Origin of the sequence: Dorea sp. AM58-8, assembly GCF_003464045.1 — a bacterium.
GTDB lineage: Bacteria > Bacillota > Clostridia > Lachnospirales > Lachnospiraceae > Claveliimonas > Claveliimonas ammoniilytica.
In genome coordinates this window covers 17,362-33,926 of the sequence record NZ_QSDM01000010.1, presented here as the reverse complement: position 1 = coordinate 33,926, position 16,565 = coordinate 17,362, and the positions used below count along the sequence as shown (strand labels likewise).

Below are 16,565 nucleotides of genomic sequence, written 5' to 3'. Positions count from 1 at the left end.
GATTATCTGCCCCCTTTCTCAGCTGCTTCTGCCAGCTCCGGCCGTACATAACTTCCTGTCTGTTCATATGTGTATGCTGCCTGGAGCAGTTTTTTCTCCTGATAACAGTCACCGATCATCTGCATACCGATCGGCAGTCCTTTGGAATCACGTCCCACCGGAATGCTGATACCCGGCAGTCCTGCCAGGTTCACAGATACAGTATATACATCACTCAGATACATTTTCATCGGGTCACTTAAGCTCTTACCAAGCTCCGGTGCAGTCGTCGGTGCAGCTGGTCCAATAATCATGTCGTATTTTTCAAATGCGCGGTCAAACGCTTTTTTGATCAATGCCTTGGTACGAAGTGCTTTCAGATAGTATGCATCATAATATCCGGAACTCAGCACAAAAGAGCCAAGCATGATACGACGTTTCACCTCCGGTCCGAATCCTTCAGAACGAGATTTCTTATACATATTGTGAAGTCCTTCATAGTCTGCTGTCCGATATCCGTATTTCACACCATCAAAACGGGACAGGTTGGAACTTGCCTCTGCCGATGCGATTACATAGTATGCTGGAATTGCATATTCTACCAGGCTTAAGTCAAATTCTTCTACAACCGCCCCTTTTTCTTCCAGTACCTTCACCGCTTTCAGGATAGCTTCCTTTACTTCCGGATCCAATCCGTCACCGAAATAATCTCTCGGAATACCGATCTTCATGCCTTTCACATCTTCTACAAGTGCAGATGTGAAATCATAGCTGTCTCTTCCTATAGAAGTGCTGTCTTTTTCATCATGTGCTGCAATCGTTTCCAGGATTGCCGCGCAGTCCGTCACATCCTTTGCCACCGGTCCAATCTGATCCAGAGAAGAACCATAGGCGATCAGTCCATATCTGGATACCGTACCATATGTCGGCTTCATTCCAACCACGCCACAGAATGCGCTTGGCTGACGGATTGAACCACCTGTGTCAGATCCCAATGCACAGAAGCATTCTTCTGCTGCCACTGCCGCACAGGAACCGCCGGAAGATCCACCCGGCACATGGGCTGTATTCCACGGATTCTTTGTCACTCCATAATAGGAAGTCTCGGTTGTACTACCCATAGCAAATTCATCCATATTGGTCTTGCCAAGGATGACTGCGCCGGCTTCTTCCAGCCGTTTTACCGCTTCTGCCGTAAATGTCGGCACGAAATTTCCCAATATCTTAGAACTACAGGTAGTAAGCACGCCTTCCGTACACATGTTGTCCTTAACGGCAATCGGCACACCTGCAAGCGGTCCCGTAAATTCTCCTGCATCAATCATTTTCTGCACCTGATCTGCACGTTTCAGTGCTTCGTCTCTGCAGATCGTCACGTAACTGTGGACTTCTGATTCCACACTGTCTATCTGTGCAAGAGACGCTTCCACTGCTTCGCGAACGGTAACTTCTCCTGCCTGTATTTTCTTACCCAGCTGAACTGCTGTCAGACTTCTGATACTCATCTCTTATCCTCCTGACTCTGTCTATCCAATGGTCTTTGGCACTTTGAAGCACTGTTCCTTCTGAAGCGGCGCATTCTTCAAAGTATCTTTACTTCCGTCTCCATTCGTCACCACATCTTCCCGGAATACATTATTTACCGGAAATACATGTGACATCGGCTCAATCCCCTCGGTGTCCAGCTCATTCAGTGTATCGATATAATCCAGCATCCGTTCCATATCGGATCTGGCTGCTAATTTCTCTTCTTCAGACAGTTCCAGCTTTGCCAGAATGCCTACATATTCGATGGTCTCATCTGATATCTTATTTGCCATAACTACTCCTTTATCCGTACTCTGTTCTATGGTTCCAGTCTGCTTAAGTCTCTTGGGAAGAGTGTAGTCTCACGGACATTATCCTCTCCCACCAGCTTCATGGTCAGGCGCTCCAGGCCAATACCCAGTCCACCATGCGGCGGCATACCGTGTTTGAATGTATCCAGATAATGTTCCAGACCTTCCTCTTCCATGCCACGTGCTGCGATTTTCTCGCGAAGTGCTTTGTAATCATGGATTCTCTGACCACCTGTGGTAATCTCCATTCCCTTATACAACAGGTCGAAGCTTAATGTGTATCTGGTATCTGCCGGATCATCCATTGCGTAAAACGGACGTTTTTTCGAAGGATAGTGGGTAACAAATACGAAATCACTTCCCCATTCTTCCTGCGCATACTGTCCGATCAGCTGCTCTTCTTCCGGTTCCAGATCAAATGGATTCCGCATCTTATGACCATATTTTTCAGATACCTTCTGTTTGATCTCATCAAACCTCACTGCCGGGATCTTGCTGACATCCGGAAGTGTAATATTCAAAATCTTCAGTTCTTTCTCATAATCCTTAGCGAGCATTGCCATCATGTACTGCAGGAATCCCGTTTCCATTGCCATAATATCTTCAAATCCATCGATGTAACCCATCTCGAAATCCAGACTGGTGTACTCATTCAGATGACGCTTGGTGTTGTGTTTTTCTGCCCTGAATACCGGTGCTGTCTCAAATACTCTGTCAAACACGCCGACCATCATCTGCTTGTAAAGCTGAGGACTCTGCTGCAGCACTGCCGGTCTGTGGAAATAATCCAGACGAAACAGGTTCGCTCCGCCCTCTGCACTCTTAGCTCCGATCTTCGGTGTATGAATCTCCGTAAATCCCTGTTCATAAAGAAAATCACGAAATGCTCTTGTAATGCCTTCCTGCAATTTGAACTTTGCCCGTTCTCTCACATTGCGCAGTGCGATCGGTCTGTAGTTCAGCTTTGCATCCAGTGAGGTGTTCAGCTTCCATTTGGAAATGGCAAGTGGCATCATATCTGCTTCCGGCTCACTGAGGATTCGCAATGATTCCATGCGGATCTCGATACCGTTCGGTGCTTTTTCATTCTTCTCCAACGTTCCTTCGATCTCTATGGTATCCGCTTCCCGCAGATCCTTCAGATCAAATCCGGCTGTGCCTTCCTCGTATACACCCTGCAGCAGTCCTTCTCTTTTTCTCAGAACAACAAATGCTACGGTTCCCATGTCACGGATCGTATGAACGGCTCCGTTAACCTTAACCTTCTGTCCTGCCAGATCTCCGGCAAGCAGTTCACTGATTTCTAAAGTCTCTTTCTTGGCTACTCCTGTTAAATATTCCATGATTGGTCCTCCTTTTTTGAACGGGACGGATCTGTCTCTTATGATTGAATTTAAATAAAAGAAGTCCCGGAACATGATCTCTCATATTCCGGGACGGATCTGACATAATCCGCGGTACCACCCGCTTTGAATCTCCGGGAATCTTCTCCCTTTTAATTCCTCTCTTATGCTTAACGCGCATGACACGTACTGTCCTACTAAGTCATAACTTTTCAGCCAGTCTGCTCCCAAGTGTTCCCATATCTCTCATTCCCTAAAAGGTGCTCTCAGTCGGTGACACCTTATTCCTGTCAGGTTCCAGAAAGTTGAGTCTTGTTCTCAGCATTCTCTGAAATTTGATTCAATCTTAGCACAGCTATTTTTATTTTGCAAGTTCTAATTTCAACGCTTTCACTTTTCAAATATTAAATCAATGAATTTGATGTTTTATTCTTCTTTTTCAACATTTTCAAGATATGTGTGTCACGATTTATTTCAACCACATTTACAGCATTGAAAGAAGCACACAACCATGATATGATGCATGTATGTGTGTATGTCATATAATCATATAGGAGGTTACTTTATGAATCACATTTTTGGTTGTCCCATGCATTACGGAGTGGGTGCTCCGGGACTGATCAACAGTCTGGATTATCTGCAATCTTTTTGCCCTGAACTGGATATTCATATACTTCCGGAAATCACCAGACCGGAAGAGAACCTGAGCAATCTGAAATATCTGAACAGCGTGATTGCAAACTGTTCACAAATTGCTGAATCTGGATATCATGCATTATGCAAAGGTGAATCACCACTTTACATTTCCGGCGATCACAGTTCCGCCATCGGAAGCGTCTCTGCTGCCGGAACATATTGCGAAGATCTTGGTCTGATCTGGATCGATGCACATCCAGACATCAATACTGACAAAACCACTGTCACCGGTAATATCCACGGAATGCCCGTTGCCGCTCTAATTGGTATGGGCGAACAGTCATTGACCAGAATCTTGTCAGACAAGCCTAAAGTCAAACCATCTAACATTGTCATGCTGGGGCTTCGCGATATTGACCCGCCGGAGATGGAGTTTCTGAACAAGCTTAATATTCGCTATTATACGTGGCAACAGATGGCAACTCTCGGTATCCAACGCTGCATTGATGAAACACTTCAATATCTGGCACATCTGCAGAATGTCCATATCAGCTTTGATATTGATGTAATGGATCCCGCACACCTTCCCGGAGTCTCAGTTCCGGTTCCAGGCGGTCTGTTGGAGGAAGAAGCGTTTACGCTTATGCACCAGCTTCTTACCGGTCTTCCTGTGATATCATGTGATATTGTTGAATTTAACAAGGATTATGATATATCTGACCGGACTGCCACGTTCACACGTCAAATGGCACACCAGATTCTGACAGATTTTTAAAAGCAATCCCCTGCGCAGGTTTACTTTCCTCCGCAGGGGACCTTTTTATTTTGTATCGTTTTTTGATTTATCGTTTTTTGTATTGCTGTTCTTCACTTCACCTGCTGATTTTACTGATGGATCCTTCTGTGCGATTGGCAGTGCATCCTGCACTTTCTTCACGCCATTACCTACAATCCCATCTGTTCTGTCCAGAGATGCTGTCACATCATCTGTCAGATTCGTAAGTCCTGTATTCTTTTCCAGATTCTCCGGATTATCCAGTGGCAGAATAAAATATTCATTATCCGGATTCTGATCCATGTATACCCAGGTTGGAATAAAATCTGCGCCATCAAGAGAAATATTGCCTTTGGCATCTCTCTTTACAGTAAGCTTCACCATCATGCCATCTTCCGAATAGCCATTCGTCAGACCTTCCATGTATTCGGTACGCTGATTGGACAGATGATTGCCAATCGCATATGCGCATACCATTTCATGGTCACCGTCTGTGCTGGTCAGAAGATCCACAGGTTCAATTACATGCGGAGGACTGGCGATGAGCGCGTCCACGCCCATATCACACAGCTTCTGCGCGATCTCGTCCTGATCGGAATTCTCTTCCGTCTGGTATTCTACACCCCAATGCATACACGCAACAGTATATTCCACACCGTCCTCTTTCATATCAGATAAAATCTGCTCTACATCACTATATAGAGACTCCGGATCTGCTTCTTTAAAAGAATTGATCAGATCTGCACTCTCATCGTTCACTGCGATACCGTTGATTGTCTTCTGTCCATTCACTTCTTCAGTCTCAAATACATAATTGAAGAAACCAACCTTGATTCCGTTGATATCCTTCACCACATACTTCTTATCGTCGGCTTTCTTACGCACACCGGTATACATGATGCCATCCTTATCCAATACTTCCATAGTACGTTGAAGTCCTTCGTCTCCACCGTCATAAATATGATTATTCGCAAGCAGGCACATATCGATCCCATTCTCTGCCAGCGCATCTGCAATAGCATCCGGCGCACAGAACGTTGGATAACCGCTGTAATTACCGCCAGTCAGCGCATACTCTGTCGTACAGATAGAAAAGTCTGCATCATTATAATAATCCTTTACATATTGAAAGATCGGATTATAATCATAGTCGTCTCCATTCTTATACACCGAAGAAGTCAAAAATGGCTTATGCATAATAATATCACCTGCGATATTAATGGTCGCTGTCGCTTCCCTGGATTCCGCCTTATCTTCCTTTTTCACTTCCACAGAAGTTGTCTTTGCCGGTTCTTTTTTACTGCTTCCGGTCACTTTCTTCACTACTGCTCTTACCAGCAGCACAGCCAGAAGCAGGATCAACACCATTGCCGCAATCAGAATTGCTCTCTGGATCTTACGCTTCCTTCTCCGCCTTTCTCTTGCCGCACGGCGTCGCCTCATCTCTGCACGATCTCTGTCCTCTGCTTCATGTCTTTCCGCCGCAGCTTTATGTGCCTTAATGCCTCCCGGTCTCGGTGTATGCTCACCCGCAGATCCCTTTTGTTCTGTAATTTCTTCCATAATGCTTTTCTCCCTCCACAGCCATTTCTCTGGCTGCTTCCTTTTTCACTTTCCTATACCTAATAAGATACTCGAAAAATGTCAAAAAGACAAGATTACGGAAGGATTTCAGTATACCGGGCTTCAACACTCTCCGTCCAGCCTGATTTTCGCTGTCCTGCCTTAAATATTTACCTGCTTATTCTGTAAAAATATCGTTACCAAACTTTGTGCAGGATGTGAAAAGTCTGCGTTTTTGGATATTTATAGACATTTTCTATAAGTCAGAATATTTATAAAACTTTTCAATTTTACCCTCATTTTTCAAAAAGGTATAATATATTCGATATTATTTTTAATTTAAGGAGGGTTTGATATGTTAGAATCAAACGTAAAAATTGGAGTAACTGAGATCAGTCCGAGAGCCGTACAGCAGGCTGCTGAGCTGAATTTCAAAAATGGCTATTACTGCTGTGAAGCACTGATGGCCACAATAAAGCAGGAGTTCAAACTGGATGTTCCGGATTCTGTAATCGCTATGGCTTCCGGTATGGCTGTCGGCGCGGGTAAATCAGGCTGCGTCTGTGGTGCATTCAACGGCGGTATCCTTGCACTTGGTATGTTCTTCGGTCGCACCGAGCAGAACGGTCCAACCAATCCAAAGAGTGTAAAATGTATGGAACTGACGCATGAACTGCATGACTGGTTTAAAACAGCCAATAAGAAAAATGCGATCTGCTGTCGTGTGCTCACTAAAGAATTCAATATGGGACAGGGCGAACACAAAGAACAGTGTATCTTCTTCACCGGCTTATGTGCATGGAAGGTTGCTGAAATCGTTTGTCGCGAATGCGATATCAAGAATCTTGATGAGGTTGATGAGCCATGCGAGCGCCGTGCTCTTTCAGATATTGTCTAGGCACACACATTTTAAAGCATCAAACTATCTACTAGAAATGAGGAAAAACTATGAGTAATGTAATTAAAAAAGTATCAATTCCACTCTGCGGAGTTATGCTGGGAACTGCCGCACTGGGCAATCTCCTTCAGAGCTATTCCGAAGGTATCCGCTATGTATGCGGAGTATTCGCTGCATTCCTGTTGGTACTCGTACTGTTGAAACTGATCATGTTCCCGGGAGCTGTCAAAGAGGATATGAACAATCCGATCATGGCAAGTGTCTCCGGAACATTCCCAATGGCACTTATGATCTTAAGCACCTATGTGAAGCCATTTATCGGACAGGCAGCTTACTATATCTGGCTATTTGCTATCGCACTTCATGTCGTGCTGATCATTTATTTTACCATTAAATTCATCGCAAAATTAGCAATGCCGAAGGTATTCGCAAGCTACTACATCGTATATGTAGGTATCGTTGTGGCATCTGTTACAGCTCCTGCTTATGAGAAACAGTCTCTCGGAAGTGCCACATTCTGGTTCGGTCTGGTGACTTTGATCATCCTGCTGGTACTGGTAACATACCGCTATGTGAAGTTCAAAGAAGTTCCGGATCCGGCAAAACCGCTGATCTGTATCTACGCCGCACCGACAAGTCTCTGTATCGCAGGCTATGTACAGTCCGTTATGCCTAAGAATTATAACTTCCTGATGGCAATGTTTGTTGTCGCTACTGTAATCTACATCTTCGCACTGATCAAAGCGATCGGATATCTGAAGATGCCATTTTACCCAAGCTATGCAGCATTCACCTTCCCATTCGTAATCAGCGCGATCGCAACCAAACAGACAATGGCATGCGCTGCCAATATGGGACACCCGATGCCGTTCCTTGCAAATATCGTACTGATCGAGACGATCATCGCAGTTGTCCTGGTGGTATATACATACATTCGTTTTATGGGTGCCATCTTTGGTGGAAATAAATAAATTGTAATTATACAAAGAATAGCTTCCGTCTGAAGACAATTCTCAGGTGGAAGCTATTATTATTTTAGTTACTATTCAAAACCCTGCTCATATATTATTTAAATAAATACTGATATTTCCTTCTTTGCTGCATCAACACTGTATACACCCGTTTCTTTACATCCTCTGCATATACCTGATCCTGTCCCAGAAATTCTCTGATCTCACGCTCTCCATACTGAAACTGTATCGTATCTCCATACAGCTGCTCTGCAATGTCAAGCTGTTCTTCAAATGACCTGCTGAATGTCTTCGCTTCCACAGTTCCGATCAGATCTATCACATCCTTTTCCAATGGATAATCCACGGTTGTATCAGCAAGCAATGAGGTTCCCTGATCAAATATCGGACAATATCTGTATTCATCATATCCGTCCCAAAGGAACGCTATATTATGTGTGTGTCTGTCCTCATTCAAAAACAGCGCATCAATAGTAATCAGTTTACTCATATATTGTCCAAAATCAGATAATCCTGTCATGCGAACCACCTGATCAACCATAAACTTCAGCCGTTCCTTCGTCTCTCTAATACGGAACATGCTGATATATAGACTCTGATTGTATTTTCTTCGGAACAAACGTTCTGCTGTAATTACCTGCCATTCTTTATCCTCTCGAAAATCCTGACTGCTGCATCCCGAATATTCATGATCCGCATATACAATCCGTTCTGTCTCATACAATACGTACTCTTTGGCATCAAGTGTAGAATATCTTAGCAGCTGTGACACCATGTATTCTGCCAGACCTTCATACCCTGTATAGTCTGCCTTATACCAGATACCATCCTTCTCCCATTTTAGCTGATTACCTTTAGATGACTGATGGATGTGTTCCCGTAGATCCGCTTTTTTTAATCTTACCACGCTCTCACCTCTCTATCCGTATCCAGAAATCATCCTCTGCCATCCTGCCTTCTGTCTTTTCTATAATCATCATCGGATCGTAAAATGGCAGATCCAACTCCCTCAGAATGAGTTTCATCTTATCTCTTGTTCTTGGAAAGCATCTGGATTCCAGAAATTCTTCATAGTCTTCATAGGTCGGATGCTCGTTATCACCAAATGCTTTTTTCAGAAAATGATTCGTATAGTTCAGTGCGTTCACACTCCGTTTTCCTTCATCCACATCGATGATTGTACATAACTCATTACGGAACATATAGGAAATTCTGATCGGCATTTCTTTTTCCGGTATGACCAGTTTTTCTTCCCACGCAGGTTCATTCATTAATATCTGTATCAGTGTCACGATCGGACCTGTTATCGGCTGTCCGCTGTATTCCCACCGCTCTACCGTCTTCTTCGATACATTTGCAGCTCCGCAAATTCCTCCTGAGACACACCGAGCCTCTTACGACATTTTTTTATTTCCACTCCTGTTACACTTTTCTTCACTGCATATTTTTTCATTGTATCGTTCTCCTTATTTTAAGGATGTTTTTTATTATTTTACCCTTATATATAGGATATTGTCAATGTTTTCTACAAATTTGCTATTACTCACCACCTGAAAAGATGGGGGTCTTCTCGACTGAGATAAAATGGGCATTTTCATAGTGTTAATTCTAAAGAAAAAATAGTATAATAAATAGGAATGTTTTTGAGAGTACAAAGGAAAAAGAGGTTTCTATCATGTCCAGAAAAGAAGTTTTATTTCAATATTATTATGAACATATCCGCCATAACATCGTGAATTTCTTGAAGTGGCTTGTGTTAGCTGTGCTGACCGGCCTGATCGTCGGCGGTGCCAGCGGTATCTTTGCCAAATGTATCGGCGCGGCAACTGCTTATCGTGACGCGCATATCAGGATTTTTCTCCTGCTGCCGTTTGCAGGACTGCTGATCGTGTTCTTATATCAGAAGTTAGGAAGCGAGGACGGCGGCACGAATCAGGTGCTCGCCACGATCAAGTCCAAAGATAAGATTCCATTTATCTCAGCTCCACTGATCTTCCTGTCCACACTGCTGACTCACCTGACTGGCGGTTCTGCCGGACGCGAGGGTGCTTCGATCCAGTTTGGCGGAAGCTTGGAAGCTGGCTTGGCAAGCTTGCGAAGCTGGATGAATTTGACCAGCATGTGATGATCATGTGCGGCATGAGCGCTGCGTTCGCTGCCGTATTCGGCACCCCGATGGCTGCTGCCGTATTTGCCATGGAGGTAGCAAGTGTCGGCGTTATGTATTATGCTGCATTGTTCCCATGCATGATCGCATCTATCATTGCATCACGGTTTGCTGATGGAATGGGAGTAAGCCCGGAGACATTTCTGGTAGTAAAGGTGCCGGAGCTTACGATTGCAAATGGTCTGAAGATTGGTCTGGTTGCAGTCGGATGCAGTTTTTTAAGCATCCTGTTCTGTATTCTGTTGAAATACATCAGCAAGTTCTATCAGAAATATCTGAAGAATCCATACCTGCGTGTCTTTGCCGCTGCATGCATCATCATCGCAGTGACCGCACTTTTGAACACCAGCGATTACATGGGTGCCGGTGGCAATCTGATCACCCGCGCCATCGAAGAAGGTCAGGCAAAACCGCTTGATTTCCTGTGGAAAATGATCCTGACCGCACTGACCATGCGTGCCGGGTACCGGGGCGGTGAGATCGTACCTGCATTCAGTATCGGTGCCACGTTCGGATGTGTTGCCGGAAGCCTGCTCGGATTGTCACCGGGGCTGTCCGCTGCCGCCGGAATGGCTGCTCTGTTCTGCGGCGTTACCAACTGTCCGATCACTGCCATGCTGATTTCTTTTGAATTGTTTGGATTCTCCGGTGTGGCATATTATCTGATCGCGATATCCATCAGCTACTCGCTGTCCGGATATTACAGTCTGTATAAGGATCAGACCATCATTTATTCAAAGTATAAAGCAAGATATATTAACAGGAAAACAAGTTAAAGCATTCAAGAATGCCTCGCATTCTTGCTGCGAGGTGCGCGTCATACAATTGCATGACATACTTCTACTGCGCACCTCTGCAATCCTGCCGGAGGCTATATCAGCTGGGGGATTGACTCCCAGCTGATATACACAACAGGGAGAGGCCATACGGTCTCTCCCTGTGCTTATCTGATATTTATTTTATCTAATCTTATCTGCGCTCTATCTTGAGCATTTGTACAGCAGATCTTCCCATCTTCTGTCTACTTCCTTCTGGAATGCTTCGATCAAGTATTCGTTGCCTGGTTTGAAGAGATGTTTGAATCTTCCCTGTTTCTTCAGGAATTCTTCTACCGGAAGCTTCTTCTTCGGTTCGTAGTTCAGGATCCATTTGCCCTCTACGACCTCAAACAGCGGCCAGTAGCAAGTCTCTACACCCAGCTTACAGATCTCCATGATATCCGGTGTGTTATATCTCCATCCACGCGGGCACGGTGCCATGATGTTCAGGAATGCTGCGCCCGGCGTGTAGATTGCTTTTTCAGACTTGATGTGTAGATCCTTGAAGTTCTGAACAAATGTCGTCTGCGCTACATACGGAATGTCGTGGTCAGCGATGATCGCAGCCAGATCTTTTCTGTTCTGCGGTTTACCGTTACTCTCACTTCCTACCGGTGTCGTCGTAGTGTCTGCGAACATTGGTGTTGCAGATGAGCGCTGGATACCTGTGTTCATGTAAGCACCGTTATCGTAACAGACATATACCATGTCGTGATTTCTCTCCATTGCACCTGACAGAGACTGCAGACCGATATCATAAGTACCGCCGTCACCGCCGAATGTGATGAACTTGTAAGTCTCGTCCAGTTTGCCTTTTCTCTTCAGTGCCTTGTACGCGCCCTCTACACCACTCATGGTAGATCCCGCATTTTCAAATGCATTGTGGATATAGCTGTCTTCCCATGATACGTATGGGTATGTAAATGTAGATACTTCCAGACATCCGGTTGCATTACCGATGACTGCCTTATCTCCTTCGTGAAGTCCGCGAAGTACGTTACGAACTGCGATCGTACCGCCGCAGCCTGCACACATTCTGTGTCCCGGAGCCAGACGTTCCGGTTTATTCATTGTCTCTTTGAAATTATAAGCCATTTGTCGTCCCTCCTTACTCTCTGATACCCATGTAACGATAGGTCTCACCTGCATCATCGTTATCGATCATGGTCTGCAGATCTGCAAATACCTGTTCCATATCTTCTACGCGTACGTCACGTCCGCCAAGTCCGTAAATGATGTTAGTTGCAAGTGCTGTGCTTCTTGCACGGAACATTGCTGCCATCACATCAGATCCAAGCGGTCCGCCGTGGTTGGTGTATCCCTCAGCACGATCCATAACAGCGACTGCTTTGACATTTTTCAGTGCTTCTGCAATTGCCTCTGCCGGGAACGGACGGTACAGACGAATCTTCAGAAGTCCGACTTTCTCTCCCTGCGCTCTCAGCTTATCGATCGCATCCTTTGTTGTACCTGCTGCTGAACCGATCATGACAACTGCACGGTCAGCATCTTCCAGCTTGTAAGCCTCAAACAAGCCGTATTCTCTTCCGGACATCTCAGCAAATTCTTTCGCAACATCCAGTACAACCTTCTCTACATGCTTCATGCCTTCTGCCTGATTTCTTTTTGCTTCCATATAGAAGTCTGTCACAGAGTAAGGACCGACAGCCATCGGACACTCTGGGTTCAGCAGATAATTCTCCGGCTCATACTCGCCTACGAATCCTTTGACCTCAGCATCTTCCAGCAGTTCAATATTCTCTACTGCGTGACTGGTGATGAAACCATCCTGACAGATCATAATTGGAAGACGTACATCTCTGTGCTCAGAAATGCGGAACGCCTGAACCATGTTGTCGTATGCTTCCTGGTTGTTCTCTGCATACATCTGGATCCATCCGGAATCTCTTGCACCCATACTGTCGGAATGATCGCAGTTGATGTTGATCGGACCTGACAATGCGCGGTTCACCAGTGCCAATGCTAACGGCAGACGGTTAGAAGCAGCAATGTAAAGTTCCTCCCACATATATGCCATACCGCAAGAAGATGTTGCAGTCAGTGCTCTTGCTCCTGCTGCGGATGCTCCGATTGCAGCACTCATAGAACTGTGCTCACTCTCTACCGGAATAAATTCTGTATCTACCTGTCCATTTGCTACGAAAGAAGCAAAATACTGCGGAATCTCCGTAGACGGTGTGATTGGAAATGCCGGAAATACATCCGGATTAATCTGACGAAGCGCGATTGCTACGGCTTCATTACCTGACAAACGATCTCTTTTTCCCATCTTATTTCACTCCTTCCATTGTAATTGCGCCGAATGGGCATGCCTTTACGCAAATACCACATCCTTTGCAGTGATCATAATCAAATTCTCCACGTTTCATATCCTTGATCGGAATGCAGCTGTCCGGACAGACCGGTGCGCATAATAGACACTGCTTACATTTATCTGCGATAAATTCCGGTTTCACATGTGTCCATTCTCCTGTCATAAAGTCTTTGGAAGTACCCGAACCGGCAATTACCATACCTTCGGTCAGATCCTGCCATTTTGCTTTTAATCCTAATTTGCTGATATCTGTTGCCATTAGTGTACCTCCTCAAATGCCATTTCGAGAGCCTTCATGTTACCATCGATTACCTCCGGCTTGCTGGCAAATTTGTGATGGAAAGAAGCCTGCATCTCACGTAAGAATGTCTCTTTATCCATAATTCCTGCTACTTTTACGATTGCTGCCAGAAGCGGTGTATTCGGGAAATATTTACCAAGCGTTGCCATGGATACCTTCTTGGCATCGATTACATACACATCTCCCTTATAGCCTTTCAGATGCGGAATGATCTCTTCTTTGCTGCGTTCTGTGTTAACCAGAATCGCTCCATCTTCTTTTAATCCACTGGTCACATCTACCGACTCCAGCAGGGATTCGTCAACAACGACTACATACTGCGGATCGTAAATGTTGGAATGTGAACGGATCACGGTATCACTGATACGGTTATAAGCTGTGATCGGTGCGCCCATACGCTCCGGACCATACTCCGGAAAGCCCTGTACGTATTTACCGGTCTGAAATGCTACGTCTGCCAGCAGAAGCGCAGCAGTCTTGGCACCCTGGCCGCCACGGCCATGCCATCTGATCTCTGTGTGGTTACTCATCTTCTTTCATCCTTTCTGTGTGTATTTACCGGATGATGCGGTCCGATGATATAAAATAAGATCCGCCCCAACTAGGGACGGATCTTTCTAATCTTCTATCTTCCGCAACCACCCTGTTCTAACAAACAAGTTGTCTCGCGCACTAACATACGCAATTCCTGTAACGGGAAACGCCCGTGGAAACTTACACTTACTTCAGTCTCCATTCTCAGAGATGATCTTCAAAGTGGTATCTTCACTGTCTCGCACCAACGACAGCTCTCTGTAGAACATATCCGTTCTTCTACTCTTTCTCTTCATAGAATTTAAATCACAAACCAAATTTTAGAGCGCAATCTGTTTTACGCTTAATGTGATTTTATCCTATTTTTTCCAGTACGTCAATTACTTTTTTCGTCGCTTTTGAAAGAAATGTGACCATCCAGATACTGATAATAATTCTCGTGCAATACCATCTCGGATACACTGAATTTATCATAGACGACTGCCGACATCTGATCCAGATATTCCTGCGTCACTTCCTCTTCTGTCAGCGGCGTTACCGAACCATTGACCGCATTGTAGATGCATTTCCCGGAAATGAAGCTGCGATTCGGGAAACATACAAGCTGCTCACTGTCTGATAAAATATCCTGACCAACCATCAGACGGGAATCATATTCCAGACCCAGCAGGTTGGAAATAGTCGGAAGTATATCTACATCGTAGCAGTATTTATCCACCTGCACCGGCTCTTTCATGCTGCCGGACCAGATGATCAGATCATTTTGATACCACTCCACACCTGGATCCAGTTCATGTCCTGCCAGTTCATCACACACCGGCTTATCGTCATATGGTATGTGATCCGCACCGAGTACGATCACCGTATGATCTGCTAGCCCACGGTCTTCCAGTTCTCCAACCAGCGTCTCCAGTGCTTTTTCCAGTTCCAGCTGGCACGCCAGATATCCTTTTGTCGTCTCGGAATATGGAAGATCTGCCACCTGATCGTAATTCTTATATGCCATCTGATTGCTGTTCACATCGTACATCATGTGTCCGCTGACTGTCATATAGTATGTATGGAACGGCTCCTGATCCATGTACATATCCATACTCTGCAGCATCAACTGTACATCCGACTGCGGCCAGTAATCCTTGCCACTTTCGGTCTTCTCCGGCTGAAACCAGTTACCTGTTCCATACCAGTTGTATCCCATATTAGGATGTGACTTATCACGTCCATAATACGTATAATCATTGTTATGGAATCCGTTTAACGTATATCCTTTTCTCTCCAGCTGTCTGCCCAGCGTAAAGAACATATTATTACCGTTCTCACCCGCTTCACGCATAGAGACGATCCCGTCTGTAGGTAACAATCCGGTCAGATTCGCATACTCGCCATCCGAAGTACTGCCATACCACCCCGGTGTATAATAGTGATTGAACACAAATCCCTCGTTCTTCAACTTATACAGCATCGGAGTCCGCTCTTCATCGATCACATATCCGCTAAATCCTTCCGCTGTAATAAAGATCACATTATATCCCTCAAACATGCCTGTGTACTCGTTCTTATTGGTACCACTCTGTGTCTGAAAATACTGGGTCAGCTGTGTCACAGAATCATTCGGTGATGCTGCAAGGATTCCATCAAAATCAATATCCATGATATTCGGTGACGTATCGATTCCGCTATCTTTTCCATCCGCATCTTTCTTATCACTTTTCTTATCTGCATCATCTGCCACTGCCGTCTGCAATGTCCGCATTGGTTTTCCTACCACTTGATACCAGGCATCCAGACGATTTGTAGTCAATACACCAAACTGTTCCACTGTCAAATCTGTAGACACGTTATGATAATAGATATCATTCAAGTTGTACGGTTCCTGGCTCATACAGCCAAGGATCAGAATCGCTGCCAGATACATTTCCGCTGCTAATGCGATTCTTTTCAGACTTTCCTCCCAGGAATACGGTCGAAATACGATCACGTTCTTCCGTTTTCCGATAATCAAAAAGATCATCGGCAGCCACAACAGAATCAAACCGCCGATCGTCAGCAGAATGTTCTTACCGATCACATCCATAAAATCAAATGCCTGTCCTGCCACGCCCAGCATACTGAATAATGCCAGGAATTTCTGAAAAACGGATTTGTATACGATCTCAGCGCAGAAAAACAGACACAACACCGCCGTGACAACGATCGTCACAATATATGCTGCGCGTTCCCTCATTTTCCCGATCAATGCTCCGATAAGCACACCCCCCATTACCGAAAACAGCGTCATAAAAAAGAAGCCGCCGGACAATGATCTGAATTCGTATATATGAAATACCATTTCCAGATATAAGATTGCTATAGAAAAGTAAACTGGCAGCGTTATCTTTCGTATTCTCATAATCACTCTCAATTCCTC

14 protein-coding genes, 1 pseudogene and 1 other annotated feature are annotated in these 16,565 nt (G+C 45.0%); of the genes and pseudogenes, 4 read left to right on the top strand and 11 right to left on the bottom strand.

Annotation, left to right across the window (positions count from 1 at the left end; genetic code table 11):
- Nucleotides 1-2: 2 nt before the first annotated feature.
- The 3 genes from gatA to aspS are packed head-to-tail and all read right to left on the bottom strand — an operon-like array spanning nucleotide 3 to nucleotide 3,160.
- Complete coding sequence (gene gatA, locus DXA18_RS08760) at nucleotides 3-1,484, bottom strand: Asp-tRNA(Asn)/Glu-tRNA(Gln) amidotransferase subunit GatA (RefSeq protein ID WP_118383599.1); 1,482 nt, start codon at nucleotides 1,482-1,484, stop codon at nucleotides 3-5.
- A gap of 21 nt (nucleotides 1,485-1,505) precedes the next feature.
- Nucleotides 1,506-1,799, bottom strand: a complete 294-nt coding sequence (gene gatC / locus DXA18_RS08755; RefSeq protein ID WP_118383598.1) for an Asp-tRNA(Asn)/Glu-tRNA(Gln) amidotransferase subunit GatC — start codon at nucleotides 1,797-1,799, stop codon at nucleotides 1,506-1,508.
- Between the two features lie 26 nt (nucleotides 1,800-1,825).
- Nucleotides 1,826-3,160: an aspartate--tRNA(Asn) ligase gene (aspS, locus tag DXA18_RS08750; RefSeq protein WP_118383597.1), complete on the bottom strand. Its 1,335-nt coding sequence runs from the start codon at nucleotides 3,158-3,160 to the stop codon at nucleotides 1,826-1,828.
- A gap of 565 nt (nucleotides 3,161-3,725) precedes the next feature.
- Here aspS and DXA18_RS08745 point away from each other — a divergent pair.
- On the top strand, nucleotides 3,726-4,571 hold the full coding sequence (locus DXA18_RS08745; protein ID WP_118383595.1) for an arginase: 846 nt from the start codon (nucleotides 3,726-3,728) through the stop codon (nucleotides 4,569-4,571).
- Nucleotides 4,572-4,616: 45 nt separating this feature from the next.
- Here DXA18_RS08745 and DXA18_RS08740 read toward each other — a convergent pair whose 3' ends face one another.
- On the bottom strand, nucleotides 4,617-6,134 hold the full coding sequence (locus DXA18_RS08740) for a CapA family protein (protein ID WP_118383594.1): 1,518 nt from the start codon (nucleotides 6,132-6,134) through the stop codon (nucleotides 4,617-4,619).
- 355 nt (nucleotides 6,135-6,489) lie between these two features.
- Here DXA18_RS08740 and DXA18_RS08735 point away from each other — a divergent pair, with 355 nt between their 5' ends.
- Both DXA18_RS08735 and DXA18_RS08730 read left to right on the top strand, forming a co-directional pair.
- Nucleotides 6,490-7,032, top strand: a complete 543-nt coding sequence (locus DXA18_RS08735; protein ID WP_118383592.1) for a C-GCAxxG-C-C family protein — start codon at nucleotides 6,490-6,492, stop codon at nucleotides 7,030-7,032.
- Between the two features lie 50 nt (nucleotides 7,033-7,082).
- Nucleotides 7,083-8,003: a TDT family transporter gene (locus tag DXA18_RS08730; RefSeq protein WP_118383590.1), complete on the top strand. Its 921-nt coding sequence runs from the start codon at nucleotides 7,083-7,085 to the stop codon at nucleotides 8,001-8,003.
- 94 nt (nucleotides 8,004-8,097) lie between these two features.
- Here the strand turns inward: DXA18_RS08730 and DXA18_RS08725 are convergent, their stop codons facing one another.
- Together DXA18_RS08725 and DXA18_RS08720 are read right to left on the bottom strand one after the other, a co-directional pair.
- Nucleotides 8,098-8,910 (bottom strand): hypothetical protein, encoded by an 813-nt coding sequence (locus DXA18_RS08725; protein WP_118383588.1) that lies wholly within the window; start codon nucleotides 8,908-8,910, stop codon nucleotides 8,098-8,100.
- Nucleotides 8,911-8,914: 4 nt separating this feature from the next.
- Nucleotides 8,915-9,295: a hypothetical protein gene (locus DXA18_RS08720; RefSeq protein ID WP_330424504.1), complete on the bottom strand. Its 381-nt coding sequence runs from the start codon at nucleotides 9,293-9,295 to the stop codon at nucleotides 8,915-8,917.
- A 383-nt stretch (nucleotides 9,296-9,678) separates the two neighbouring features.
- Between DXA18_RS08720 and DXA18_RS17410 the strand changes: the two are divergent.
- Nucleotides 9,679-10,946, top strand: a pseudogene (locus tag DXA18_RS17410) (chloride channel protein).
- Nucleotides 10,947-11,150: 204 nt separating this feature from the next.
- On the opposite strand, the gene DXA18_RS08710 reads toward DXA18_RS17410, so the two are convergent.
- The 5 genes from DXA18_RS08710 to DXA18_RS08690 form a co-directional block, all read right to left on the bottom strand.
- Nucleotides 11,151-12,083, bottom strand: a complete 933-nt coding sequence (locus DXA18_RS08710) for a thiamine pyrophosphate-dependent enzyme (RefSeq protein ID WP_118383586.1) — start codon at nucleotides 12,081-12,083, stop codon at nucleotides 11,151-11,153.
- A 13-nt stretch (nucleotides 12,084-12,096) separates the two neighbouring features.
- Nucleotides 12,097-13,278, bottom strand: a complete 1,182-nt coding sequence (gene porA / locus DXA18_RS08705) for a pyruvate ferredoxin oxidoreductase (RefSeq protein WP_118383585.1) — start codon at nucleotides 13,276-13,278, stop codon at nucleotides 12,097-12,099.
- A gap of 1 nt (nucleotide 13,279) precedes the next feature.
- The gene (locus DXA18_RS08700) at nucleotides 13,280-13,582 is read right to left on the bottom strand and encodes a 4Fe-4S binding protein (protein ID WP_118383583.1); all 303 of its coding nucleotides are present in this window, start codon (nucleotides 13,580-13,582) and stop codon (nucleotides 13,280-13,282) included.
- A complete protein-coding gene (locus DXA18_RS08695; RefSeq protein WP_118383582.1) occupies nucleotides 13,582-14,154 on the bottom strand; it encodes a 2-oxoacid:acceptor oxidoreductase family protein in 573 nt (190 codons plus the stop codon). Before DXA18_RS08695 ends, DXA18_RS08700 begins: the two co-directional genes overlap by 1 nt.
- A 70-nt stretch (nucleotides 14,155-14,224) precedes the next feature.
- Nucleotides 14,225-14,463 (bottom strand) — a binding site (T-box leader).
- Between the two features lie 71 nt (nucleotides 14,464-14,534).
- On the bottom strand, nucleotides 14,535-16,547 hold the full coding sequence (locus DXA18_RS08690) for an LTA synthase family protein (protein ID WP_147345588.1): 2,013 nt from the start codon (nucleotides 16,545-16,547) through the stop codon (nucleotides 14,535-14,537).
- Nucleotides 16,548-16,565 lie beyond the last annotated feature (18 nt).